Raw genomic sequence first — 23,682 nt, 5'->3', positions numbered from 1 at the left:
TTCAGTTTGGGGCGGCACCCCCGTGGCGGGGCGAGGTCAGACGGTTTGGCTCAAACACCGTGTCCCGCTCATCATTCACGACCGTTGTGGGCTGAATCGCCTGAACGCAGCATTTCATCACCATTTATCACTCTCCAGAGCTAATGGGGCGTTTGACTCTTGAGTGCTGATTTGCTCAGATCGCCGTGTCGAGGAAAGGACCGACATGCGACGGTTTCCCGGAAGCGGTCTATGGGGCCGGATGCGCAAGACCACTCACGGACGACGTGGCAAGACTGGCCGGCGCACGCGGCGTCCGTGGTGGGTGCTGCTCGCCACGGCGGGCGTCGGGACCGTACTGGCCCTGACCGCGTTCGCGGCGCCGGGCCGGCTGTCCAACGGCGGGTACATCGCCGAGGGGACCGAGGCCACCCACGCGGAAGCGTTGCTCCAAGAGCGTTTTGCTGCGGGAATCCCCGACCTGGTGTTGTACGTGCGCTCGCACCAACCTGTCGACACCAAAGAAGTAGCGCGCGCGGGCCGCGAGTTCACCCGCCGGGTGGGTGAGCGCACGGGCGGCGGGGAGGTCTTCTCCTACTGGTCCGTGGGAGACCGCAGGCTGATGAGTGAGGACGGCCGGGCCGCCCTGGTCACGGTGGACCTGCAGGGGAGCGAGGACGTGGCTGCACGCAGGGCGGCTGAATTGGTGCCTCACCTGACCGGCGCGCGCGGCATGTTCACGGTCACGGCGACCGGACCGGCCTGGGTGATGGCACAGGCGACCGAACTGAGTCATGCGGAACTGATCCGCGCAGAACTCGTCGGTGCCCCGCTGACCGCCCTGGTGCTGCTGTTCGCCTTCGGATCACTCACGGCGGCGCTGCTGCCCGCGGCGGTCGGCGCCCTGGCGGTAGCCGGCACCTTCGCCCTCCTTCAACCGCTGTCAACCTTCATGCCGTTGTCAGCATTCGCCTTCAACATCACCACCGCCCTCGGATTTGGACTGGCCGTCGACTACGGCCTGTTCGTCGTCAGCCGCTACCGAGAGGAGCTGGCTGCGGGCGCGGCGCCGCCCGAAGCGGTCGAAACAACGATGCGCACGGTCGGCCGGACCGTGCTGTTCTCCGCGGGCACGATGGTGATCTGCTTCGCCGCCCTCCTGCTCTTCCCGCTGAGTTTTCTGCGCTCGCTGGCGCTGGCCGGCATCAGTGTGGTCGTATTGGCAGCCGCGGCCACGCGACTGGTGCTGCCCGCCCTGCTCCTGGTCATCGGCCACCGGATCGACCGCCTGGATCCGCTTGCCTCCCTGCGCCGCCGCGGACGTACCGACCGAAGTCCGCTGTGGCTGCGCGTCGCACGCCTTGCCACCGGCAGGCCGGTGCTGGCAGGTGGATGCGCGATTTTGTTCCTGCTGGCCCTGGCTATGCCGTTCACCCACGCCCGCTTCGGGGTCACCGACGAGAGGGTCCTGCCCGAGAAGGCGGAATCCCACGCCACAGCGACGCGCATCGGGAGGGAGTTCCCTCTGCCGTGGACCCGGACGCTGGCCATCCTCTTGCCCGACACCGACGCCGTCGACCAGCGGGAGGAGCTCGACGCCTACGCCCGCAGAGTCTCCGCGCTGCCCACGACAGGGGAAGTGGGGACTGCCCTGGGCACCTACCGTGAAGGACGTCGTACCTCTGGACCGTCGGTGGACTCGCTGCTGTACGTCAGCACCGGTTCCACCTGGCTCTCGGTGATCGCTGAGGGGCCGCCCTCGGCCGATGAACCCCTGGTGCGGGAGCTGCGCGCGCTGTCCTCCCCCGGGCGTCACCTCGTCTCGGGGCGCCCGGCCCGTGTGCTCGACACCAAGAACGCTGTCCTGGGGGTACTGCCGACAGCCGCGGCGATCGTTGTGGGGGCGGTGCTTTTGCTCCTGTTCCTTTTCACTGGCTCCATCCTCATCCCCGTGAAAGCGGTGAGCATGGGCGCGTTGAGCCTGAGCGCCAGTTTCGGAGCGATGGTGTACGTGTTCCAGGACGGACATCTGCGCAGCGTCCTCGGAGACTTCACAGTCACCGGCGAGCTGGAGACCTCCATGCCAGTGCTGATCTTCGGTGCGGCCTTCGCCCTCTCCGTCGACTACGAGCTGTTCCTCATCTCCCGTATCCAAGAGGAGTACCGGCGCACCGGCCATCACCGGAACGCGGTCATCACCGGCCTCGCCCGTACGGGAAGAATGATCACCGTGGCGGCAGTGATCTTCGCGGTCGCCCTGCTGCCCCTGGTCTCCTCGGCCATCACCCTCCTCAAACTGGTCGGCCTGGGGCTCGCGCTCGCGGTCCTGGTCGACGCCACCGTCGTACGTGGCGTGCTGGTGCCGGCGTTCATGCAATTGACCGGGCGCGCCAACTGGTGGGCGCCACGCCCCCTCGCCGCTCTCCACCGACGTATCGGCGCAGACCGATGGCACCGACACATCGGCCCCAGCACCCGCACCGGGCTCCCCGCTGCGCGCGACAGCGCACCCGCTCCCGAGCCCAACTCCACGACGGCGCGGTGATCATCATCACGGACGTGACCATCACCTCGGCCGTGCTCTACGACAGCAAGTCCCTGCCCCGCCACCCACCGGCTGGCCGAGCGAAACCTGCTGCCGACGAGCACGCCGTCGACGGCGGCTCCACATCGGTCGTGGAGCAGAACCAGCTCGACTACAAGCACGGGACCGCTCTGGAGGAACTGGTTCGACGAAAACGCACTCACCACCACGCAAGGGCAGCGTCTTTGGCCGCGACGCCTTCACCATCGGCTGAGAGCGGCAGCACTTCGTACGTCCCCAGGGCAAGTTAAGCCAGCAGTAGGCGATACCGGCGATCCCCCCCCCGATCACAAGTCAGGTTCTGCAAGGAGGGCTGCGGCCGCGCCTGTCAAGTCCACCTGCACACACAGCAACTGGCAAACGCCGGTCACCCTACTGTGGCAACCCCACCGGGCTGCCGCCCGGGCTGCGCAACGGTCCAGCGTGGGGAAGGCGAAATTGACGATGTGTGCCGCCTCGAGAGCACGGCCACGGTATGCGACAGGCCCGAGCGGCTCGTCCAGCGGACGACGGTGGTGTGACTGAGCTGGAAGCGTTCCGCGGCCCGCCGCAACGGCCAGCCGCCGTCCACGACACACCTGGCCAGACACAGCCTGCGGGTTGGAGCCAGCCGGGCATCACGGTGGGACACGAGAAACTCCTGAGTACTGGTGGAGATCTCGCAATCCGCTCCGAACCCAGAAGGCCCTCACCAAGATCTTCATGAGCCTTCTACCGGTAGTTCGTTAAATCCGGTGGTAGAGGTCAATGCCATGTCCGGTGGTGACCGCGTCGATCAGGGCCTGGAGCTCGGAGGGTGGGTCCTTGTCCGTCCAGGCTTGCCACCACCGGTTGAGGGTGACGGCGGGGGTGAGCCAGGAACGGATGGCCCGTAAGGCCCTTGGCCAGCAGGGCTGTTGGTGCTGGTGGGGTCTGGTTGGCCCCCCTCTGCGGCCCCTCGTCGGGGCAGGGGTCCGGCGCGGAGGCATCCAGGGGTCCGGGTGGGGTGAACCACTGGTCCCAGCAGAAGGAGAAAGCGCAGTTGACCAGGGTCTGATGGCGGCGGATGGCGCGGTCGGAGCGGACTTGGAAGTCGGCCCAGCCGAGTTCGTCCTTGATCTGCTTGTAGCTCTGCTCGATCCACGGCCGCAGTCCGTAGAGGCGCACGATCTCGGCGAGGCCGGCCGGCGGGTGCAGGCCGGTGGCGGCGTGGGGTGCATCAGGGTGGGGCAGGTTGGTGGCCAGGTACCAGGTGGCCTTCTCCGGCAGCCGGGCTGGGTCGGTGGTGGCCACGACCAGTCGGCAGGGTGAGTCGGGGCCGTAGCCGCCCAGGCGGGCGTCGGCGGCCCACCAGTTCTCGGTGTGCCCGTCGCGGAAGTGACGCTCCACGGGCGTCCAGTCGCCGGGACGCTTGGCATCGCGCCAGGTCAGGGCGCGGGCGGCCGCAATGGGAGTGTGCGGCTGGTCGGCCCGGGCCCAGGTGCCGCGGTGCGGCCTGAGCGCGACCACGTAGGCCAGGCCGGCCGCGCGCAGCGCGAGGTACCAGTCGTCGCTGACGGAGTAGGCGCAGTCGGCGACCATTCGCCCGGCAGCCGAAGCCCGCTGCCTTCCCGCGGGCCGCGAGGGCAGCGGCCAGCTGCGGTTTCGTGCGGAAGGCCGGGTCGGACCGGCCGCGGGCGAAGTGATGAGCAGGGGTGTAGGGAGTCGCGTGCAGCGGGTAGTACACACGGCCGTTAGTCCACACCGTAGTCACCGTGACAATGCCGTTGTCCGTTTTGCCCAGCCGCCCCAGCCACTGCCGGCCCACGTTGGCGGTGGCCCGGCCGTCCTTGCGGTCCCCGGAGTCGTCGATCACGATGACTCCACCGTCGTGCGGAGCGGTCGCCGGCTCCTCGCGCAGCAGCTCAAGCCGCCGGTCGTTGACCTGCTCGGCCTCCCAGGGCGACTCGGACAGGAAGAACTGCAGCCGCTACACCCCCGGCTTCCCCGCACCGGCCACCGGCTCCGCCCCTGCCAGGCAGGTGATCGTCTTGTTCCGCTCCCGCGGCGCCAGCAGCCCGGTCAGATACTCACGAAACCCTCGCCGCTGTGCCAGGCTGAAGAAGAGGTCGTCGAACCGGGCCGCGTAGTCCTCCAACGGTCCCGGAGCGGGCGGACACGGACGGCGAGCAGTCATCTTCAGCCCCCGGCAAGGAAGTTGGCTCCTGCTACCGGCCTACGACCAGACCGACCCGTCGTCAATCCCCACCACCGCCGGATTTAACGAACTACCGGTAATCTGCGAAGAGTCGACGAAGGCGTACGCATCAACGTCACCCGCACCCCCCAGAGCACGCCGGTGACAGTAGCGGTCAGTGAGTCGTTCGGTTTCGGTGGCCACAATGCTGCAGTCGTCGTGGGCCGGCCGTAGTGACGCTCGCCCGTCGACCGCGCCTGTCGTCGGGTGAGCGGGGAGTCGGCCCGGCAAGTTCTGGCGCCCTTGCGAATTACCTCGTCTGCTTGCTCTCCTGACCTCATGCGAGATCTCCTGTCACTGACGCTCCCTTACAAAAACGCGGTGCAGTAGCTGCCCTGCCATCCCCGGCCGGTCGGGAGGCGTGCAAGACGGGCAAGCCGACGCCAGATGCTGCGGTTGTCCGAGGAGTTGATATCGTCGACGTCCTGCACGGGGTGTTGTGGCGCTCGCCGCCGCGCGGGGCGGCGGCGAACAGGGAGTCAGGAAGGATTCCGGGCCATGCCTTCGGCAGTTGCTTCTGGTTGGCGCGGCAGGGTTGCCGCCTGTTGGGGTCGGGTGTCCGTCGAGATCGAGACTGTCTGGGCGGATTGAGTGCTGTGCCCCAGGCCCAGGCGTAGCTGGATGACTTGCGCCAGATCAGTGATGTTGCCCTTGATGTAGCGCATTAGTTCCATGGGCGGGATCTCGAGGTTGAATTCCTGCTGGAGTTTGACGAGCAGTTCGGCTGTCATGAGGGAGTCCAGGCCGTACTCGTCGAGGGGACGGTGGACGTCGAGCAGTGCTTTGTCCATGTGCAGTACGTCGGCGATCTGTGCGGCGATGAGATCGGCGAGGCGCAGCAGTGCCTCGTCCGCCGACAGTTGTCCGAGCTCGCGTAGCTGTGCACCGTCGGTCTGGGTCCCGCTGACGGCGGGGAACAGACCGGCCAAGCGGGGGCTTCCTGCGAGCGGCAGCAGATGACGCACCCGGGCGGCGTCGTAGCGCACGACACCGGCGACATCGGCATCCTGCTGCAGGAGTACCCGGGCGGCGGTGAACGCTTCCGTCGTGCTGATCGGCTCGATGCCGAGACTGGCCATGGATGCGGTCAGTTCGTTGCGGGCCGCGTAACCGGTCTCTCCCAGCATGCCCCAAGCGATGGCGAGCCCGGCCTGGCCTCGCCGGCGGCGGTTGCGAACCAGCGCCTCCAGGTAGAGGTTTCCGGCCGCGTAGGGGGCCTGGCGCAGATTGCCGACGCTCGCGGTGCCCGAGGAGTACATCAGGAAGAGGTCGCAGTCCCGGTTGCGGGTGAGCCGGTCCAGGACGAGTGCCCCGCCGATCTTGGGGCGCATTACGGCGGCCAGGCGTTCGTCATCCAGGTTCGAAAGCAGTTCGTCATCGAGGTGCATGGCGGCATGGACGACACCGCGGAGCGGATGCCCGCCGGCATCCAGTTGTGTGACGACCCGGGTCATGGCGGCCAGGTCGGCGGCGTCGGCCGCGTACGCGGTGGCCTCTACACCCTGCTCGTGCAGTGCGCTGAGAGTGGCCGCGGCCTCCGGTGCAGCAGGGCCGCGTCGGCTGGTCAGGGCGATGTGCCGGGCTCCGAGCGCGGCGAGCCACTGTGCGGTCGCCGCGCCGAATCCGCTGGTGCCGCCGGTGATGAGGTAGGTGCCGCGGGGGTCGAGCCGGGGGGATCGAGGGAGGGGCCGGACGTGCGGGGGCTCGTCGAGGGGGTCGAAGGTGACGAGGACTTTGCCGATGTGGCGGGAGTGCTGCAGGAAGGTGAAGGCTTCCTGGACGCGTGCAGCGGGAAAGGCGGTGTGCGGCAGCGGACGGCATACCTCGTCCAATGCAGGATCTTCGAATTGTGCCTGGAGGTCGGCCAGCAGACGCGGGTTGGAGATGACTTTGTTGAGGTCGACGCCGAAGAAGGCGAGGTTGTCGGTGAACGGCCGCAGCAGAAGTTGCCGGTTCTCGTAGAAGTCGCGTTTGCCGAGTTCGAGGAAGCGGCCGCCAGCCCGCAGCAGTTCGAGGCTGCGCGGGATGGCTTCTCCGGACAGTGAGTTGAGGACAACGTCGACTCCGTCGTTGTCGGTGATCGTGCGCACCTGGTCGGCGAAGTCGAGGGAGCGGGAGTCCAGGACGTGCTTGATGCCCACGGCCCTGAGGCAGTTGCGCTTGAGGTCGCTGCCCGCGGTGGCGATGACGTGTGCGCCGCAATGGGCCGCGTAGTTCAGGGCGGCAAGCCCGACACCTCCGGCCGCACCGTGGACCAGTACGGTCTCGCCGGGCTGCAGGCGCGCCAGGGTGCGCAGGCTGTAGAGAACGGTGGCGTAGGCCACCGGCCGGGTCGCTGCCTGGGCAAAGGTCATGTCCGCCGGCAGCGGCAGCAGGCCCTCAGCGCGGCTGAGCGTGTAGGAGGACAGGGACGCGGCGGCCATGCCGGCGACCCGGTCGCCCGGCTGCACGTGGGTTACGCCTTCGCCGCAGGCAGCGACGATGCCTGCACATTCCAGTCCCATGCCGATTTCGCTGAGGGTGCCCTCTACGGCTTCGGCCGGCAGCAGGCCGGTGCTCTGCATGAGGTCGCGGTAGTTGAGAGCTGCCGCCTTGACCTCGAGGAGAACTTCTCCCGGGCCCGGCGTGGGCCGGACGGTTTCGTGCCAGGCCAGTGTGTAGGACAGACCGGGATTGTGTGTTTTGAGGGTGTAGGACAGGCCCTTGGCCGCCGCCCGGGTGGTGGGGCGGTGCTGTTCGCGCGGGACGAAGCGGCCGTGTTCGGCCAAGATGATCTCGTCCTCGTCTCCGGGCGCGCTCAGTTCTCGTGCGATCCGGCGGGCATCGTGCTGCAGGTCGGCGGTGCGGTGCAGGGACACGCGCCGCAGGCACACTTGGGGCAGTTCGTTGGACAGGCAGCGTGTCATGCCCCAGATGGCGGCGTCGGCCGGCTGTTCGGCCTCCATGCCGCTTTCGACAGCTCCGCTGGGGCGGGTGACCACCCACACGTCAGCGCGGTTGTGGTCTGCCAACCCGCTGGCGCATGCGGCAAGCCCGGCACGCAGCACCCCGGCGCGTCGTGCGGTGCGGGAGATAGCGGCATCCGGGTCGTCCTCGGTGGCACGGCCGAGCACAAGGAGCACGCCCGGTGTGCCGGCCTCCTCGCCCGCTGCGGCGAGGGACAGGAGGTCTTGCCACTGCTCACAGGTCTCGGGCGCGAGGGCGGCCACCGCAGCACGTCCGTTGTGCGGGGGGAGTGTTTCGGCCAGAGTCTGGGCGAACGGCAGTTCGTCGGGGGTCTCCGCGGTCACGAGGAACGACGTCTGTGCTGCCAGCCCGGGCTGGGCAAGCGCGTCGTGTGAGGGGGTGACGGGCAGTGTCGCCAGCAAGACGGAGCCGTCGTGGTGGCTGTTGTCCGTGCCGTTGACCACGTGCTGGAAGCCGGCTTCCTTCAGCAGGCCGGGCCACTGCGCGCGCGGCAGGAGGATGGAGCGGGGTCGCAGGGCGGTATCGGTGTTGCTGTAGAAGCTGTCCAGGGTGCCGAAAATGGGTGCCAGCACCTCCGGGTCGTGTACTTCGGTGGCGAGCAGTCCCCCGCCGGGGGCCAGCAGCCCGGCGACGTGCCGGACGGCACGTGCGAGGTCGTTGGCGGTGTGCAGCGCATTTCCCGCCACGACTAGGTCGAACGAGTAAGGGGTGAAGCCCTGTTCGCTGGGTGGGACATCCAGGTCGAGGGTGCGGTAGTCGAGGAAGTCATAGGCCGCGAAGCGCTTGCGGGCCCGGGAGAAGAAGAAGGGGGAGGCGTCGGTGAAGCAGTAGCGCGTGAGATCTGCAGGCAGCAGGGGCAGCAGCGCAGCGGTCAGCCCGCCGGTGCCGGCTCCCACTTCGAGAATGCGCAGCGGCCGTCCGGCCGGCCAGTTGCGGACGATCTCCTGCAGCATCGTCTGGGCCAGACGGTTGGCAAGACGGCAGAAGGGGGCGGTGTCGTAGAACTGCTCGAGCATCTTCGCCGATGTCTCGTCGGCCAGCAGCTCCATCGGGTCACGGACACCGCGCAGGATGTCGGCCAGGTGGGCGCTGTGTTGGGCGAACAGTGCCTGTGTGGCGAGGAACTGCGGGTATTTTCGTACCCAAGCGGCGTGCGTGGCGTCTGTGCCCGCAGGATCGTCGCTCAGGCACAAACGCCCGTTGGCTTTCCTGTGCAGGACTCCGTGTCGTTCCATCGCCGGCTGCATCAGGCGGGTCAAGCGCAGGTGCCGCTCTTGCATTCCGTGTCCCACGAGTTCGTCCCAGGTGAAGGACGCCAGGGGATCGGGGAGCAGTGAGGCCACTGCCGCGGCGAGCTCACGGACCCACATAGCGCTGCCGTCGGCCGTGAATTCCGCGAAACGCAGCTCTCGGAACTGTTTGCACGCCTCGGCGATCCTGGGGGCGCAGACGTCTGTCACCTGCGCGGGCAGGGGCACTGGCGAGTGGGCGGGACCGGACTCGTTCTCGTGGCGGGCGACCCGCAGCACCGTGTGGTGCACGGCCACTGAGGTGCGGGCCGAACCGGAGAACCGGCGCAGACGGCAGCCCTCGAGCCGGGCGGTCACGGTGCCGTCCGGGTCGGCGATGGTCACGTCCCAGCAGACTTCGTTCTCGGTGCGGGACCGCTCGCGCACAGTGATACATCCCGCCGCGGAGGGCGTGGCCCACACGCGTACCGCGCCGATCGAGGCGGGCAGATAGGCCTGGCCCTGCGCCACCAGGTCAGCCAGTAGGGGGAAACCCGCCTGCAGCGCGGCGTCCAGCAGCGCCGGGTGGGCAGCATAGGGAGCGCCGGGACTTTGGTGTGCGTAGCGCGCCAGCACGTGTGTGCCGTCGGTGTGCAGTTCGCTCAACACGCGGAAGGACGGACCGTAATCCAGACCGGCCCGGGCGCATGCGGTGTAGTGCTCCTCGGCGGTGATCTGCTGGGTGCACCGCGCGGCGAGAGCGTCCAGCTCGAGCGGGGCGGGCCGGGAGGCGATCAGGGCGCGTACTCGGGCGCGGGCGTGCAGACGCGGCTCACGACTGTGGTCGTCGGTGCTGGAGACCATCAGAACGCCGTCATCGGGGTTCAGGGCGACCTGCAGGTGCACGGCGGAAGCATCGGCCCAGGGCACGACCAGGGCGCTGCTGATGTCCAGATGCTCCACCTCGACCGGCGCATCCAGGACGGCGCGTGCGGCGGCCTGGGCCATCTCCACATAGCCGGTCGCGGGCATGAGGACGCTGCCTGCGACACGGTGGTCGGCCAGCCAGGGAATGCGCACGGGTTCGACGGGCCCGCTCCACAGAGGGGAGGGCGCGGGGATGCGGCTGCCCAGGAGCGGGTGTTCGGCGGGACGTCGGTAGGTGCGATCCGCGGGTACGTTCCAGTGCCGCGCTCTCTGCCAGGGATAGGGAAACAGGCCAGTGACCTGGCCAGGCCGGGGGAAGTAGCGCGTCCAGTCGGTGCGTGCCCCGGCCGCCAGCAGCGCTGCCCGCGTGCCGGCCATGGCCAGGGGGCCGTCGGCCCCCCGGCGCAGGGTGGGCAGGACGGCCGTGGTCGTTTGGGGGCGTGCCGCGGTCAGGCGCCGCAGGTAGGTGCGCAGCGCCGGGTGGGGACTGATCTCCAGGAAGATGTCCACGCCGTCGTCGAGCGCCTCCTTCACGGCCGCGGCAAAAGCCACGGGCTCGCGCAGGTTGCGCCACCAGTAGGTGGCATCCAGCTCCGCTCCGTTGTGCCAGGACCCGGTGACCGTGGAGATGAAGGGGACCCGGGCCGGCTGCGGAGTCAGGGTCGTGAGCGCTGCGCGGACCGGTTCGTGCTGCGGGTCCATGGCGCTGCTGTGGAAGGCGTAGTCCATGTCCAGGTCGCGGAAGAAGACACCCTGTGCGGTCAGATGCTCCCCCAGCACCGCCAGCGCCTCGGCGCTTCCGGCGAACGTGACGTCCTGGTCGCTGTTGATACCGGCGATCTCCAACTGCCCCGCAGACTCCTCCACCTTCTGCACGGCCTGCTCACGGGGCAATCCGGCCGCGGCCATGCGCCCGCTGCCCGCGGTTTCCGCCTGCGCCTGGCTACGTACCGCGATCACCTGGCACGCCTGCGCCAGGGTGAGGGCCCCGGCGGCGTACGCAGCGGCGACCTCCCCGACACTGTGACCGAATGCCACGGCCGGATCCACCCCCCAGGCGCGCAACATCCGGGTGAGGCCCGCCTGGACGGCGAACAGCAGCGGCTGGGTCACCTCGGTAGGCGCCAGCTGCCACTGCTGGGCCGGCTTGGCGAGGTAGTCGGTGATCGACCAGCCCAGCAGCGGCGCCAGATGGCCGTCCACCTCCTTGACCGCCTCTTGGAAGACGGCATCGTGGGCCATCAGGTCAGCGCCCATGCCGGCCCACTGCGTTCCGTTGCCCGCGTAGACGAACGCGACCCGTCCCGCGCGCACTGCTTTGACCAAGCTGCTCTTACCGGTTGAGGTGAGCAGGGTGAGCCGTTCGGCCGCGTCCTCTGCTGTGGCGGCCAGGACGGCCGCGCGGTGTTCGTGCTTGGCCCGGCGCCGGCAGGAGGTGTAGGCGATGTCGTAGAACTCGTGGGGATCGGCGTCCGTCAGGCGCCGTGCCATACGTGAGGCGGCCTCCGCCAGCGCCGGCTCGGTGCGCGCGCTGACCAGCACCGGCAGGCCCTCCGGCGGCGGCGTGCAGGGGGCGGGTGCAGTGGGCGGCGGCGCGGCGGCCACGATGGCATGGGCGTTGGCTCCGCCGAAGCCGAAGGAGTTGACGCCCACCACCGGGCGCGGCGTATCGGCCAGCGGGCGGTTCTCGGCGACCAGGTCGATGCCAAGGCCGGTGAAGTCGATGTCCGGGCTGGGCTGCGCGGCGTGCAAAGAAGCCGGAATGAGCCGGTGCCGCAGCACGAGCAGGGCCTTGCACAGTCCTGCCATGCCCGAAGCGGGCTCCAGATGGCCCGTGTTGGTCTTCACCGAACCGATCGGCAGCGGCCCGGCGATGCGCCGCATCCCCAGCGCCTGGCCGATGGCCCGGGCCTCCAGCGGATCCCCTACCGCGGTGCCCGTCCCGTGGGCCTCGAAGTACACCAGCTCGTTGGGGTGCACGCCCGCCCGCGCGTAGGTGCTGCGCAGCAGGGCCTCTTGGGCCTCGGCGCTGGGCAGCGCCAGGCCCATGGTGCGCCCGTCGCAGTTGCTGCCGGTCCCCAGGATCAGGCCGAGAACGCGGTCACCGTCGGCCACCGCGTCCGGCAGCCGTTTGAGCACCACGAGGCCGCCGCCCTCGGCGCGCACGAAGCCGTCGGCGTCGGCGTCGAAGGCGGCGCACCTGCCGCGGCGGGAAAGCATCGCGGCCTGGGAGAAACCGACGTAGTGATAGGGGGAGAGCAAAACGTTCGCCCCGCCGCACAGCACGGTGCGACTGGTCCCCTCCCACAGGGTGCGACAGCCCCGGTCCAGTGCCACCAGTGATGAGGAGCAGGCGGTGTCCACGACCATGCTGGGGCCGCGCAGATCGAAGGTGTGCGAGAGCCGGTTCGCGGCGATCGACAGGGCTCCACCCGACATCGTGTAGGGGTTCATCCCACGCGGGTCGTAGATGTGGGAGGAGGCGTAGCTGGTATCAGAGATACCGACATACACGGCGGTATCGGTGCCGGCCAGCATTTCGGGGTCGATGGCAGCGTCGTCCAGCGCCTCGGTCGCCAACTCCAGCAACAGCCGGTGGTGGGGGTCCATCTGGGCGGCTTCCTTGGGAGGAATTCCGAAGTAGGCGCTGTCGAAGCCCGCGACATCGTCCAGGAATCCGCCGGCCGCCGTGTAGGACTTGCCCGGCCGCGGCATTTGCGTGTCCACGAACCGGCTGGTGTCGAATCGGTCGGCGGGCATTTCGGTGATCAGATCACGCTGGTCCCGCAAGGCGTCCCACATCTGTTCCAGCCCGGTGATGCCGCCGGGCAGACGGCACGACGCTCCCACGACGGCGATGGCACGCTCATCAAGAGCAGACGGTTCCCGGTGCATGTACGCGACCCTTCGAGACGGGCTGGGAGACCAGCCGAGCGCTACGTAACGTAGCCGCACTCGTGGTGTGCGCTGACTATCCCCACGCTTGTGGGCCCACCTACTTAGCTTTCACTGAAACCGGTGACGTGCACGGATGTCGGGTCGACGACCCTTTCGGGTGAGAGGGCATCCATATGCGGCAGCAGTTCCGAGGAGCGGACAGAATCACGTAGCGTCACATCCCTGTGTCCGATCCCTGCCGTGGAGATGCCTTGTCCATCCTGATCACCGGCGCCACCGGATTCCTCGGCAGCCGCCTCGCCCGCGAACTCCTCGCCCGCCCCGGCGACCAGCCGCTGATCATCCTCGGGCGCGGCGGCGAAAAGGACCTGCGCACGCGGACGGAAGCCGCCATCACCTGGCTTGACGCCCCACCCCTGCCACCGGGCGCCCTGGACCGGTTGCGCTTCTTCAGCACAGATCTCAGCCAGCCGGGCATGGCCCTCACCGCAGCCCAACGGGTGCAACTGGCCGACGGACTGACCCAGATCTGGCACAGTGCGGCCGCGCTCAGCCTGGAAGGCGATCCGGTGCCCCTGCACCGGACCAATGTGATGGGCACCCGCCACGTCCTTGAGCTCGCCGACGCCGCCCCCGGCGCCCACGTCGTCCACGTCAGCACTATCGCTGTCGCCGGCCGACGCACTACCGGCCACATCCTTGAAGACGACCTGCGCGACGACGGGTTTCTCACCTCCTACGAAGAGACCAAATACACCGCCGAGACCATCGTGCACACCTGGGCCAGGACCGGTGCCCGCCCCGCGACCATCATGCGCCCCAGCCTCCTGGTCTCCCACCGCCCAGCTCCCCACGGCCTCCCCGGCCAGCCCCTGGACACCCTGGTCCGACTCACCGACGACACGGCACGCTCATGGACCATGCGAGGGCGCAGCCTGGCCGACATCCTCGCGAACGGCTGGGAAGACGGAACCAGGCTGCACGTCCGCATCCCCGTCGACCCCCAGGGCGCCTGGAACATGCTCCAAGTCGACTACGCCGCTCACGCCATGGTCCGAGCCGCCGAGATCCCCCACGACACGCCGCTGGTCCAGACTCTGCACATCACCCATCCCAAGAACACCGCAACAACCACACTTTTTCGGGCCCTCGAACTTCGCCACCCAGGCGTTGCCCTGGACCTGGTGCCCGAACTGCCCGCCCCCACATCTCTGGAGCAGCTCGTCATGCAACGGGCAAGCTTCCTAGGCTATGCCGCACAGCGGCGTACCTATGACCGGTCCCAGCTAATGACAAGGATCGGCGAACTACCCGACCCCAAGCCCGTAGACGAGCATTACCTTGCACAGGCTCTGGGAACCTCAACCACCACCGCCACGTGACCTCGCCACAGCGGCATTGGCATGTACAGAGAAGGATGCCCGGGCCGTCTCGGATGGAGCGGCCCGATCGAATCCGTCTCGGTACAGGAGTTGGCGGTGACCGCAACCCTCGCCTCACCTGCGGATCAGCGGATCGCATCGCCAGCGGCGGCTGGGCCGGCACCCGGCGCAAGCTCGGGCCGCACTCGGCACCCGTGACGTGACCCTCACCGGGTACGGCGACGCCAGCCACGGCTTCTCCCAGGGTTGGCAGCCGAGCCCCTCACGACGCATACCGCGAGCCTGGCCGTCATGGCCGCCGACAGGCCATGGTGGCCCTGCTGGCCCGCGGCGACGCCATGGCCACGCAGCTTGTCCTCCAAGTGCTCGGAGTGAGCCTGCTCCTACGCAGCAGAAGCAGGCGCAGGTCTGAGAGTTGGCCGCCCGGCTTCGGGCAGAACCCCCGCCACAGTCCATGCGACGAGGGCTGGGGCCACTGGCATCGACGGCATCGGCTCCAGCGGCCTCCTTCGGAGTGCGGGTCAGGTCAGTCGGTGTCCCCTTGAGGTTCGGGCAAGGCTGAGCAGGTCTCACGCTGCTGCGAACCGATCGCGGTCACCCCGGTCGGCAACCGGTTCACAGCCGACCAAGGGGCCCGGCCACCTGAATGCCACCCGCCGCGGACCACCACTGCCAGTACGCCACCACCTGCGTCACCGGCAAGACCCTCCGGTAGACGAATCACAGACCTCAGCGAGCTCAACAGATCGGTTGTGCCGCGTCGCGAGCGTCGCTCCGCCGCCCGCAAACGCAGCGTCGTCGTCGACACTCCGGGCCTGTCACTGCTGGCCTTGGTCACCGCGTCGAGCGTCTCCGAAGCGATGGCCCCAGCCCCTCTACTTCGTGTTACTGTGTAGTGGTACTTGGTACTACGCAGTACCAAGAGAACCGAACAGGACCGCGATGGACGATCTGACGGAGATGCTGAAGGGCACGCTCGAGGGTTGCGTGCTGGAAATCATCGACAGCGAGGAGACCTACGGGTACGCCATCACCCGTCGACTGAACGAACTCGGCTTCACCGACGTCGTCGAAGGGACGATCTACACCATCCTGCTGCGGCTGGAGAGGAACGGCCTCGTCCAGGTGACGAAGCGGCCGTCCGGACTGGGACCACCACGCAAGTTCTTCGCGCTGAACGACGCAGGGCGCGAAGAACTCGCGGCGTTCTGGGCGAAGTGGGAGTACCTCTCCTCACGAATCGACAAGCTCAAGGAGGGCGGGCGATGACCTTCTGGGAGACCATCACGGGCAGCGACCTCACCAGGGAGTACAAGGCGTTCGAAGGCCGGGCCGCGGCACTGCCGGCCGACTACCGTGCGGCGTGGGAACAGATCAAGCTCCACACCTCCCCCTACGGGGACTTCACCGGCCGCAACCTGATGCCGATCCTGGACGGCGCCCTGGGGCTGCTCGAAGAGGCAGCGGCGGAGGGGCAGAGCGTTCACGAGGTGCTGGGCGACGACATCCCCGGCTTCTGTACTGCGCTGACCGGCGGAGAAGGAGCTCGTACCTACCGCGACCGGTGGCGCGAGCAGTTGAACAGGAACGTCGCGAAGAAGCTGGGCCGACTAGGGGGCTGACATGGGCATCCACGACATCATCGAAGGCAAGAAGCAGTGGCGGGCGCACATGGCGCGAGTCCAGGCGTTGCCGCCCGACTACCAGATCGTCTACAAGGAGATGCAGAAGTACTTCTTCAAGGTCGGGCCGGTCGACCTGCCCGACGGGCCTCTGCTGCCGGGGATCGTCGACTTCTTCGAGGGGGGCGTGGCGGACGGCAAGGGAGCTCTGGAACTCATCGGCAGCGACATCGCCGCCTTCTGCGACGACCTGGTCGATGACTCGCGTACCAACGCTGACGTCTATCAGGAGTCCCTCAACGGGAAGCCCGGCACCGCCGAGAAGTAACCCCCGTCGAACCGGCCGGGATTCAGCCATCCGGCCAGTCGCGGGCAGCCGCCGATGACTGCGGACGGCCGCAGACAGTCGCTCCCAGTTGTACGGCACGGGCCATCAGGAGAACTTCTTCCGCAAGATCTACGAGCCCGGGTGGGTCCTGCTCGGTGGCGCGGCGCACAACAAGGACTCCATGTCCGCCCGCGGCATCCCGACGCCTTCCTCCGCGGCAGCAGGCCTCCTCCTGCCACTGCTCGGCGATCCCGCGCAGCATCGCCGTGCCGCCGTCGCACGCCGCGTACAGACGGCCCGCGTCATCGGTGCCGGCGTCCAGCAGGGCGAAGTAGTCGTCGGTGTGGTCAGCGTCGGCCGCGCAGCGGATCATCGGGTGGTCCACTTCGGGGCGGTCTGGGCGATCGGTCCGGTCAACTGGATTGGTAGTCGGGGTGCTGGTTCCACTGCCCGGCCAGCTCGTACAGCGGCGCGGCGAGCGCGCGCACGCGGCTGCCCTTCGGGTCCATCTCGGAGAGCATCTCGGCCCACAGCAGGCGGGCCTGCCAGAGCCGGTCGGCGGCCTCCTCCATCCGGGCCTGGACGAACGCGCCGACGGCGAGCAGATCCTCGCGGGGGCGGGTTGACCGGGCGGCTCATCCGCTCGTCCCCGGGCGCAGCGCGGCGGCGCCCGGGGACGAGTGGCAACTACACGCCCGGGCCGGCGAGTACGGCGCCCACCTGGGCACACTGCTCCTCGGGCCAGGCGGCCATGGCGTCCGCGACCACGTCGGACACATGCCGGTAGCGGGGAGGCCCGGATGGGGGTGACGTGGAGGTAGGTCGCGCCCAGGAGGTCCACCGTCGTCAGTACCCGGTAGGCCAAGGTGTGCAGTTCCTCGTCGACTCACGCCCGGCCGCGGTGGCGGCGTCGGCGTCCTCGCACAGGAGCAGGGCCTCGTGCAGCGGTTCGGCGTCGCGGATCAGACGGGCCGCGGTGTTTTGGTAGGTGATCCGCACATTGGGGTGACAATGTGGTTCCGCGGTTGTCCGCCATACCGGCGACTCCGCGTTCGGCCGCTGGCGGTGCCGGTCTGAGGGCCGACTTTCGACCGGCTCCCCAAAATTTGATCTTTCCGGCCCGCACCGCTTCCATCGAGGGAGGTGGGCGCAGCGGGAGGCTGGTCACGTGGACTACCCCGTCGCTGACGCTCTCGCCGCGTCCCGCTGCGCCCTCTTGTCCCGCAGCCACTTACGCTGGCTGACCTCCGGCGGGCGTTCGCTCTCCCACCGGACCTCGTCGGCGGCCTGCGCCGCTTGAGTGCCTGCGTGCTCAGTCGCCAGGCGGACGTGCGTGAGGGCCTTCGCGACGGTCGCGAGGACGGCGCTGGCGAACCGAGGGTCCTCCCGGTCCGCGACCGCAACGGTGAACGCGCCGGGGAACGCCACCTCCGGCCGGGGATTGGTCATCTCCCACTCGACATGCCCGATCCCGTCCACGGCAGCCGTCTGCGGAACCACAAGGACGGCGTGCGCGCGGACTTCCCGGTACAGGACGGTGCTGTCCGGGGGGTCGCGGTCGAGGTGATCCTCATCGCCGACGCTTACCCGCACCTCGTATCCGGCCCACGTGTATCGGGCGGTGCGTCGTGGAGTCAGCCGCACGTCGGCGAGCGGAGCACCGATCGCGTACGGCTCGGTCTGGCGCAGGCCGGGACATGCTGCGGCAAGCGCGGACAGGGTGGCGTCGAGAGGGCTGGGCGGGGTCTCTTCAGGCACGGACACGGGACTGCCTTCCTCGCGAGGGGGATGGATAGGCGCCCAGGCGGCACACGCGGCGGTGCGGTGTGCCTGGTGACGCCATCCCCTCGGGCGCGGGAAGTAGAAGAGCAGTGCTCTTAGCGGGAGCCATCCCCGCATACGCGGGGAGCAGTACCGATGCGTGGCGGCCCTTGCAGCAGGCCCTGTGGGCCATTCCCGCGGGCGCGGGGAGCAGTAGGCCGAAGACTACTCGGTGGCGTACTGCTGTGTCATCGCATGGTCAGTTTTGCCGGGCGGGACGAGAAGGGCTTGGGCAGGGGCGTCTCCACGTACACGGTGATCTTCCCCTCCGTGCAGACGGGGCCGTCGCTGGCCACGTAGGCGTCGCTGTACTCGTAGTCGAAGGACCGTGCGATGACCTGCACGCGCTGGGAGAACAGGGTGACTGTGTCGCCCACGGCCGGGACCTCAAGCGCGCCGCGAGCCTGGAATGTAGCGAGGTACGTGCCCCCTTTGGGCGCGGATTCCCGCGTCTGGCCCTCGGCCGGGGTGCTGACCCAGTAGAAGGTCAGCGTGTGCAGCGCGGGCTCGTCGCGGCCGGGCTCGTCCTTGTTCTCGTCGTCGGGGCTGCCGCGCCGGAGTTCGCGCGCGGTGATGATGTCGTCGACATCGTCGGGGCGCTCACGGATGACCATGCTCTGCTCGACAAGCGGGTGGCGGAGGCTGCGGTACAGCTCCCGCAGCGGACTCCTGATGTCGTCCCAGGTCATGCTGGCAGGGGCGTCAATCCGAGCCCAGGTGCAGACGGTCGTCGGCGGGTCGTCCTCCTCCGGCTCCGCGATCTGCACGATGCGCATGGTGAAGTGCTCGTGGCCGACGAACGCGTCCTGGAGCACGTTGGTGATCTCGGTGGCGGCGGCGTCCTGGGGCGCCTCGAAGGCGGCCCAGACGCGGTACGTCCGCAGTTGCGTCGTCATGCTGATTCCTCACTTGTCGGAGTGGTCCTTGCTGTCAGAAGCTGTGAAGCGTCCGCCGTCGACGCGTAGGGCGCCGCGGCGTCCCTTGCCGGGGCGGGCCCGGTGGGCGGCCTCGACCTGGTCGGCGGCGTACCGGCTCTCGCCATCACGGCCCGGCTGCCGGTCGACGGCTGAGATGCCCCAGCGGGAGAGCTGTTTGCGGGCGCTGCCGGTCGCCGAGGCCCCGCTGTAGCCGAGGTGCTCGGCGACCTGGCTGATCGTCCACCGCTCGTAGTCCCGCGCGATGTAGGCGTCCAGGTCGTCGACGTGCCACAGCGGCATCCGCCCGCCCACCGCGTAGTGCCGCGGTGCGGGTACGTTGCCCGCCTTCTGCAGCAGGATCCACGCGTCGGGGCTGAGGATGACGGTGCGCTCGCTCTTGTCGGCGAGGTATGGCAAGGCCTGGTCGCGCCTCAGGCAGCGGTCCGCGCGGGCCGCGCCCGCGGAGGGGACGCGCTCCTCCATGGACTGCATACGGCTGTGGGCACCGGCAATCGGCCAGAAGTCGAGGGATGTCGCGGGCATTGGCCTCCAGCCACTCCTCGGGCGACGTCACGCCGTCCTTGCGGATCGGCTTGAGGTGGGTCAGGAAGCGCTGGTCGGGCTGGGCGGCGATGGCCTGGGCCTCGGGCCCGGTGCCGTACCGGTAGGCGAATTGGGGGTGCTCGCCCTTCGTCCGGTCCGTGTCGCACAGCACCCCGAGGGGCTGCTGCCCGAAGGACAGGCTGATGGCCTCAGCGAGGGCGCGCGCCCGCGGGGTGAGGGTGTCGAGATCGACCTCGACGGCCGGGGACGAGTCGCGGATGTGCAGCTTGACGATGGCCGTCATCAGAACTGGCCTTTCAGGGAGTCGATGTAGGCGGATGCTTCGGAGCGGGACAGTTTGGCGATTCCGGCGTAGTCGGTGAGCCCGGTGAAGAAACCGCCCCCTTCGCCGTCGCGGCGGCGCCGGGCCAGAAGATCGAGGATGTAGCGGATCTGGCGTTCGGTGGCGAGGTTCCGGGCTGCTCGGGCTTGCTCGGCTTCCCGTTCGGCTGCGACCTCGATGTCAATGAGCCTGCTGTCGATCCAGCGGCGGCTGCGGCCGTTGAATCGCCGGTAACGGCCCATGCCGCGGGCGTCGGAGCCGAGGGCGGCCTCGATCTGGGCGGGGCTGATGCCCGCCTGGATGAACTTGCGGAAATTGGCGGCTTCAGCGTGGTCGTCGTCCCACGGGTACTGGGCGGCCGGTTCGGTCATGACCTTGGCCTCTCGGGTGCGTATGGCGCCGATGGCGATGCGGATGGCGAGGGAGGCGGTGTCGATGATCCAGCGTCCGGCCTGCTTGAGAGGGCCCGGGGTCAGGTCGCCGCCGACTTGGAGCACGCGACCGAAGCTCAACCGAGCCGCGCCCTGAGGGCACACCGCCAATCCACCCCAATTTGGCGAGGACTCTGATACGTCGTGAAAGCCGCAGCGGACCGCAGAGGTAGCAGCTCTCCGTCGAACGCTCAGAACCCGTCTGCAAATCTTGTCGCACAGAACCGGCCATCGACCGATCAGTTGGACAGTCCCGCGTTCCCATGACTGGTTATCCTCGTCCCGCAACGATCACCACAGGGGGAACCATATGAAGCGCACGTCCATGCGAGCGGGGTGCCTAGCTGCTGCCACCCTCATGCTCGTGGCAGGGTGCGACGGATCGGACGGAGCAGACAAGGGAACAGCAGAGGGCGACGCAGGTCCGGGCGCTTCGGCCCCCGCGCCGCGCCCCGGGGTCCGCGAAGTGAAGGCGCCGGTGCGCTTCTCGACAGAAAAGCCCGTCGCCCTGCCCGATTCCGCAGGAGCGGGCAACATTTCCATTGGGGGACTGCAGCACCCCCTGCCCATCGCCCTGCACAGAGGCACGGCCTACATCGCCCGCCCCGACAGCATGGAGATCGCCAGCGGCGTCCGGAAGGCAGACCCGGTGCTGATCGCGCCCAAGCACAAACCCCTCACCACCATGAACGACTTGGGGGCGATGGTCGGCTCGAACCCCGCGCGGCGGCCGGTCATCGCAAAGCACGAGGACAAGACCTTCGCCCTGAGTAGCCTGATCGCCCAGGTACCAGGCTCTGGCACCACGAAGGGGCACCACGAAGTCGAACTCCTCGTCGCTGACACGGACAGGGCCGCCAAGGCCTGGTCGACACGGATCCCCCTAAGGGAATTGGAATACGCCCTGGATGTGGACGAGAAAGACACCGAAGTGGTCGGGCTGTACGGGGACACTGTGGTCTTGTTCGCGCAGGGACGGCTCTTCGGCGTGGATGTCAACAGCCACCAGAAGGTGTGGACGGCGCCGGGTACGTACGCCGCGGGAGCGGTCCTGGCCGCAGGCAAGCTGGTGGCCTTGCGAGATGATGCGGACGGCGACAGGCAACCGGTCGGACTCGATCCGGCCGACGGGCACCAGGAGTGGGCCATCGACGACCTGGCCGCTGACACTCTGGCGGCGGCGAGTCCCGGCACCGTCCTCGTAGGCGGGTACCTGACCAGCAACGACGACACCAAGGCCGGTGCTGTCCTGCTCGAAGCTGCAACCAACAAACGCCTTGAGACCTACGACGGGGAGTTCAAGGTCGACGGCTGCGACTACGACGGCCGCGCCACGACGATCTGCACCGGCGCGGACTCGATCGTCGCCTACAACACCCAGACCGGCAGTACGCGATGGAAGCTTCCCGCCGGTAACCGGGTTGCCCCAGAGGTCACGTTGGTGCGCGCGGGCCTGGTCTACGGAACCACGGAGAACGGCCCTGTCGTCCTGGACTCCACCACAGGCGCCGACAAAGAGGACCAGCCCGGCATCGCGCCCTACTTCAGCGACGGGTATGTGGGCATCGCCCTCACGGAATCCGACCACACGGTGTCGGCCTACCGCATCGAGCACTGACCGGCTCACGCGTCCCAGAACCGCTTGCCTCAGCGAAGACTCCAGCAGGCGCGCTCAATCCTCCCGATCTTCGAAGCCGTGTGAACGTCAGTCTCTGACCTGGTCGAGGGTCGACCGTACTGACGGCATCGCGTATCAGGATGTCGTCGCCCGGAGCCACGGCGCGTAGAAACGTAGTTCACTCATGACACGCCGAACCAGCCGATCGAGGAAAACCTTCGGATTGCTGAGGTAGCGCACCCGGCGTCACATGTCGTCCCCGAGGACCTGGCGGCGGGCTTCGGCGGCCCGGCGGTTCAGTTGGTTGGTCATCTTCACCGTGATGAACGAGAAGGCGATGCCTAGCACGACCAGCAGCGTCTGGGTGATGACGCTGACGACGGCGATGTCCTGGCAGGCGAGCGTAATGCCGAGCATGATGAACCCGCCGGAGAACCACGCGAACCAGATGCGGAATTTCTCGACCCGCACAGCGGACTGGACGTCGCGGTAACTCGGCTCGTCGGACACAGGCGTGCTCCCCTCAAGTTGGTGTGTTCTGTGCCCAGCGTCTCCTGCGCGGTGGCACCGCGCAGGCGTGTTGATCAGGTCGTGACATGCGGTTGCCCGGCCGCAGACATGATCGGGCGCCCTGTGAGCCGCCACCGCCGAATGGTGTGCCCGCCCCATATAGCGCTAACAGACCCCTGGGAGCCGTATCAGGTGCTGGACTCGTTCGGACGGCCGATCGAGCCTGTCGCCACGTACCTCAGAGACCTGATGGCAGCGGACAGTTCGCCGTTGACGCCACGCTCGTACGGGATGGATCTGCTGCGCTGGTGGCGCTGCCTGTGGGCCTTCGGCATCGAGTGGGACCGTGCGGTTCGAGAGGATGCCCGGGACTTCATGCTGTGGATGAAGCTGGCGGACAAGCCGGTACGTGTCCACTGGCGTCACCGCGGCAAGGACCCTGCTGAGATACCTCCGGCCCGGCGTGACAGTCCGGCGCCGGGATCTCCGAACCCGGTGACGGGCAAGCCCACCGTCACCAAGAAGTACGCGCCCACTACCCGGGCGCATTGCGAGACGGTGCTGCGGACCTTCTACGACTTCCACCTGGAGCGCAACACCGGATCGCTGCTGGTCAATCCCTTCCCCCTGGTCCGCAGCCGGCGCTCGGCGCGAGCCAACGCCCACCACAACCCAGAGAAGGAACACAACAAGCAGCGCACCGACCTCTACCGGCCAAAGGTCCCCAAGCGGATCCCGCGCCGCATCCCCTACGGACAGTACACCGAGGTCTTCGCGGGTGTCCGCTCGCACCGTGACCGTGCCCTCCTGGCCTTCTGGGTCGCCACCGGCGCCCGCGCCGAGGAACTGCTCACGGCCAAGCAGGGCGATACGGTCGTCGGCCAGCAGACCATCGGCGTGATCCGCAAGGGCACGCGCGCCTACCAGGAACTGCCTGCCACCCCTGACGCGTTCGTTTGGCTGCGGCTCTACCAGGAAGAATCCTAGAACAAGGGCGTCCCCCGCCGCCGCGCGCAGCCGCTGTGGTGGACTGTGCGCCGCCCCTGGCGGCCGTTGGGGTACGACGCAGCGCGCATGATGTTCAAGCGCGCCCACGAGCTCCTGGGCGCCAACTGGACTCTTCACGACCTGCGGCACACTGCGACTTTCCCTTTGGGCGATGGGCTCCGCGTCAATGGCGGCCGTCGTCCTGGCTCTGGCGGATGGCGGCAACCTCGTCCAGGAGGGCGCGGGCGGCTTGGCGCAGCTCGGCGATGTGTGCCTCGTCGTGACGGATGCGGTAGGTGCGGGTCTCGGTGTCGTGGCTGCTGTAGGCGATGACGTAGCCATAGCAAAGGCCGTAGGTGTCGAGGAGCCACTGGTGGTGGT

The 23,682-nt window shown here is 68.4% G+C and carries 18 protein-coding genes and 2 pseudogenes; 8 read left to right on the top strand and 12 right to left on the bottom strand.

Annotated features, from left to right (window positions below; genetic code table 11):
- Positions 1-241: 241 nt before the first annotated feature.
- Positions 242-2,524, top strand: a complete 2,283-nt coding sequence (locus tag IG78_RS0131985) for an MMPL family transporter (RefSeq protein ID WP_159398274.1) — start codon at positions 242-244, stop codon at positions 2,522-2,524.
- A complete protein-coding gene (locus tag IG78_RS49620; protein WP_157855934.1) occupies positions 2,521-2,814 on the top strand; it encodes a hypothetical protein in 294 nt (97 codons plus the stop codon). Before IG78_RS0131985 ends, IG78_RS49620 begins: the two co-directional genes overlap by 4 nt.
- 239 nt (positions 2,815-3,053) lie before the next feature.
- Here IG78_RS49620 and IG78_RS52790 read toward each other — a convergent pair.
- The 3 genes and pseudogenes from IG78_RS52790 to IG78_RS0131975 form a co-directional block, all read right to left on the bottom strand.
- Positions 3,054-3,194: pseudogene (locus IG78_RS52790) on the bottom strand (helix-turn-helix domain-containing protein); the annotation flags it as partial.
- 113 nt (positions 3,195-3,307) lie between these two features.
- Positions 3,308-4,718: pseudogene (locus tag IG78_RS52785) on the bottom strand (IS701 family transposase).
- A 539-nt stretch (positions 4,719-5,257) separates the two neighbouring features.
- A complete protein-coding gene (locus IG78_RS0131975) occupies positions 5,258-12,796 on the bottom strand; it encodes a type I polyketide synthase (protein WP_078965735.1) in 7,539 nt (2,512 codons plus the stop codon).
- 254 nt (positions 12,797-13,050) lie between these two features.
- Between IG78_RS0131975 and IG78_RS0131970 the strand changes: the two genes are divergently transcribed.
- From IG78_RS0131970 to IG78_RS0131955, 4 genes are all read left to right on the top strand, one after another.
- Positions 13,051-14,181 carry an SDR family oxidoreductase gene (locus IG78_RS0131970; protein WP_030569805.1) on the top strand — a complete coding sequence of 377 codons (1,131 nt, stop codon included), beginning with the start codon at positions 13,051-13,053 and terminating at the stop codon, positions 14,179-14,181.
- 942 nt (positions 14,182-15,123) lie between these two features.
- Positions 15,124-15,450: a PadR family transcriptional regulator gene (locus tag IG78_RS0131965; protein ID WP_030569802.1), complete on the top strand. Its 327-nt coding sequence runs from the start codon at positions 15,124-15,126 to the stop codon at positions 15,448-15,450.
- Complete coding sequence (locus tag IG78_RS0131960) at positions 15,447-15,803, top strand: DUF1048 domain-containing protein (RefSeq protein WP_030569799.1); 357 nt, start codon at positions 15,447-15,449, stop codon at positions 15,801-15,803. Before IG78_RS0131965 ends, IG78_RS0131960 begins: the two co-directional genes overlap by 4 nt.
- Before the next feature lies 1 nt (position 15,804).
- The gene (locus IG78_RS0131955) at positions 15,805-16,131 is read left to right on the top strand and encodes a DUF1048 domain-containing protein (RefSeq protein ID WP_030569797.1); all 327 of its coding nucleotides are present in this window, start codon (positions 15,805-15,807) and stop codon (positions 16,129-16,131) included.
- 22 nt (positions 16,132-16,153) lie between these two features.
- Here IG78_RS0131955 and IG78_RS49615 read toward each other — a convergent pair whose 3' ends face one another.
- From IG78_RS49615 to IG78_RS0131915, 7 genes are all read right to left on the bottom strand, one after another.
- Complete coding sequence (locus tag IG78_RS49615; protein ID WP_157855933.1) at positions 16,154-16,516, bottom strand: hypothetical protein; 363 nt, start codon at positions 16,514-16,516, stop codon at positions 16,154-16,156.
- A 28-nt stretch (positions 16,517-16,544) separates the two neighbouring features.
- Positions 16,545-16,703 (bottom strand): hypothetical protein, encoded by a 159-nt coding sequence (locus IG78_RS49610; RefSeq protein WP_157855932.1) that lies wholly within the window; start codon positions 16,701-16,703, stop codon positions 16,545-16,547.
- A 274-nt stretch (positions 16,704-16,977) separates the two neighbouring features.
- A complete protein-coding gene (locus IG78_RS49605) occupies positions 16,978-17,130 on the bottom strand; it encodes a hypothetical protein (RefSeq protein ID WP_157855931.1) in 153 nt (50 codons plus the stop codon).
- 174 nt (positions 17,131-17,304) lie between these two features.
- Complete coding sequence (locus tag IG78_RS0131930; RefSeq protein WP_030569790.1) at positions 17,305-17,895, bottom strand: hypothetical protein; 591 nt, start codon at positions 17,893-17,895, stop codon at positions 17,305-17,307.
- Between the two features lie 245 nt (positions 17,896-18,140).
- A complete protein-coding gene (locus tag IG78_RS0131925; protein ID WP_030569789.1) occupies positions 18,141-18,848 on the bottom strand; it encodes a hypothetical protein in 708 nt (235 codons plus the stop codon).
- Between the two features lie 9 nt (positions 18,849-18,857).
- Complete coding sequence (locus tag IG78_RS51770) at positions 18,858-19,412, bottom strand: hypothetical protein (protein ID WP_063760822.1); 555 nt, start codon at positions 19,410-19,412, stop codon at positions 18,858-18,860.
- 303 nt (positions 19,413-19,715) lie between these two features.
- Positions 19,716-20,252, bottom strand: coding sequence for a hypothetical protein (locus IG78_RS0131915; protein ID WP_030569783.1), 537 nt, complete (start codon positions 20,250-20,252; stop codon positions 19,716-19,718).
- A 412-nt stretch (positions 20,253-20,664) separates the two neighbouring features.
- Here IG78_RS0131915 and IG78_RS0131910 point away from each other — a divergent pair, with 412 nt between their 5' ends.
- Positions 20,665-21,804 carry a PQQ-binding-like beta-propeller repeat protein gene (locus IG78_RS0131910; RefSeq protein WP_030569778.1) on the top strand — a complete coding sequence of 380 codons (1,140 nt, stop codon included), beginning with the start codon at positions 20,665-20,667 and terminating at the stop codon, positions 21,802-21,804.
- Positions 21,805-22,050: 246 nt separating this feature from the next.
- Here the strand turns inward: IG78_RS0131910 and IG78_RS0131905 are convergent, their stop codons facing one another.
- On the bottom strand, positions 22,051-22,314 hold the full coding sequence (locus tag IG78_RS0131905) for a hypothetical protein (RefSeq protein ID WP_030569775.1): 264 nt from the start codon (positions 22,312-22,314) through the stop codon (positions 22,051-22,053).
- Between the two features lie 270 nt (positions 22,315-22,584).
- Between IG78_RS0131905 and IG78_RS42955 the strand changes: the two genes are divergently transcribed.
- Entirely contained in the window at positions 22,585-23,301 is a 717-nt protein-coding gene (locus IG78_RS42955) for a site-specific integrase (protein WP_225882287.1), read from the top strand.
- Positions 23,302-23,485: 184 nt separating this feature from the next.
- Here IG78_RS42955 and IG78_RS50325 read toward each other — a convergent pair.
- Positions 23,486-23,682 (bottom strand): hypothetical protein (locus IG78_RS50325; RefSeq protein ID WP_169749732.1); only part of this gene is annotated, 197 nt, incomplete at its 5' end.

The sequence above is a fragment of the Streptomyces aureocirculatus genome, assembly GCF_000720475.1.
Lineage (GTDB): Bacteria > Actinomycetota > Actinomycetes > Streptomycetales > Streptomycetaceae > Streptomyces > Streptomyces aureocirculatus.
The sequence above is the reverse complement of the archived record's forward strand: the minus strand, read 5'-3'. Positions and strand labels throughout refer to the sequence as shown.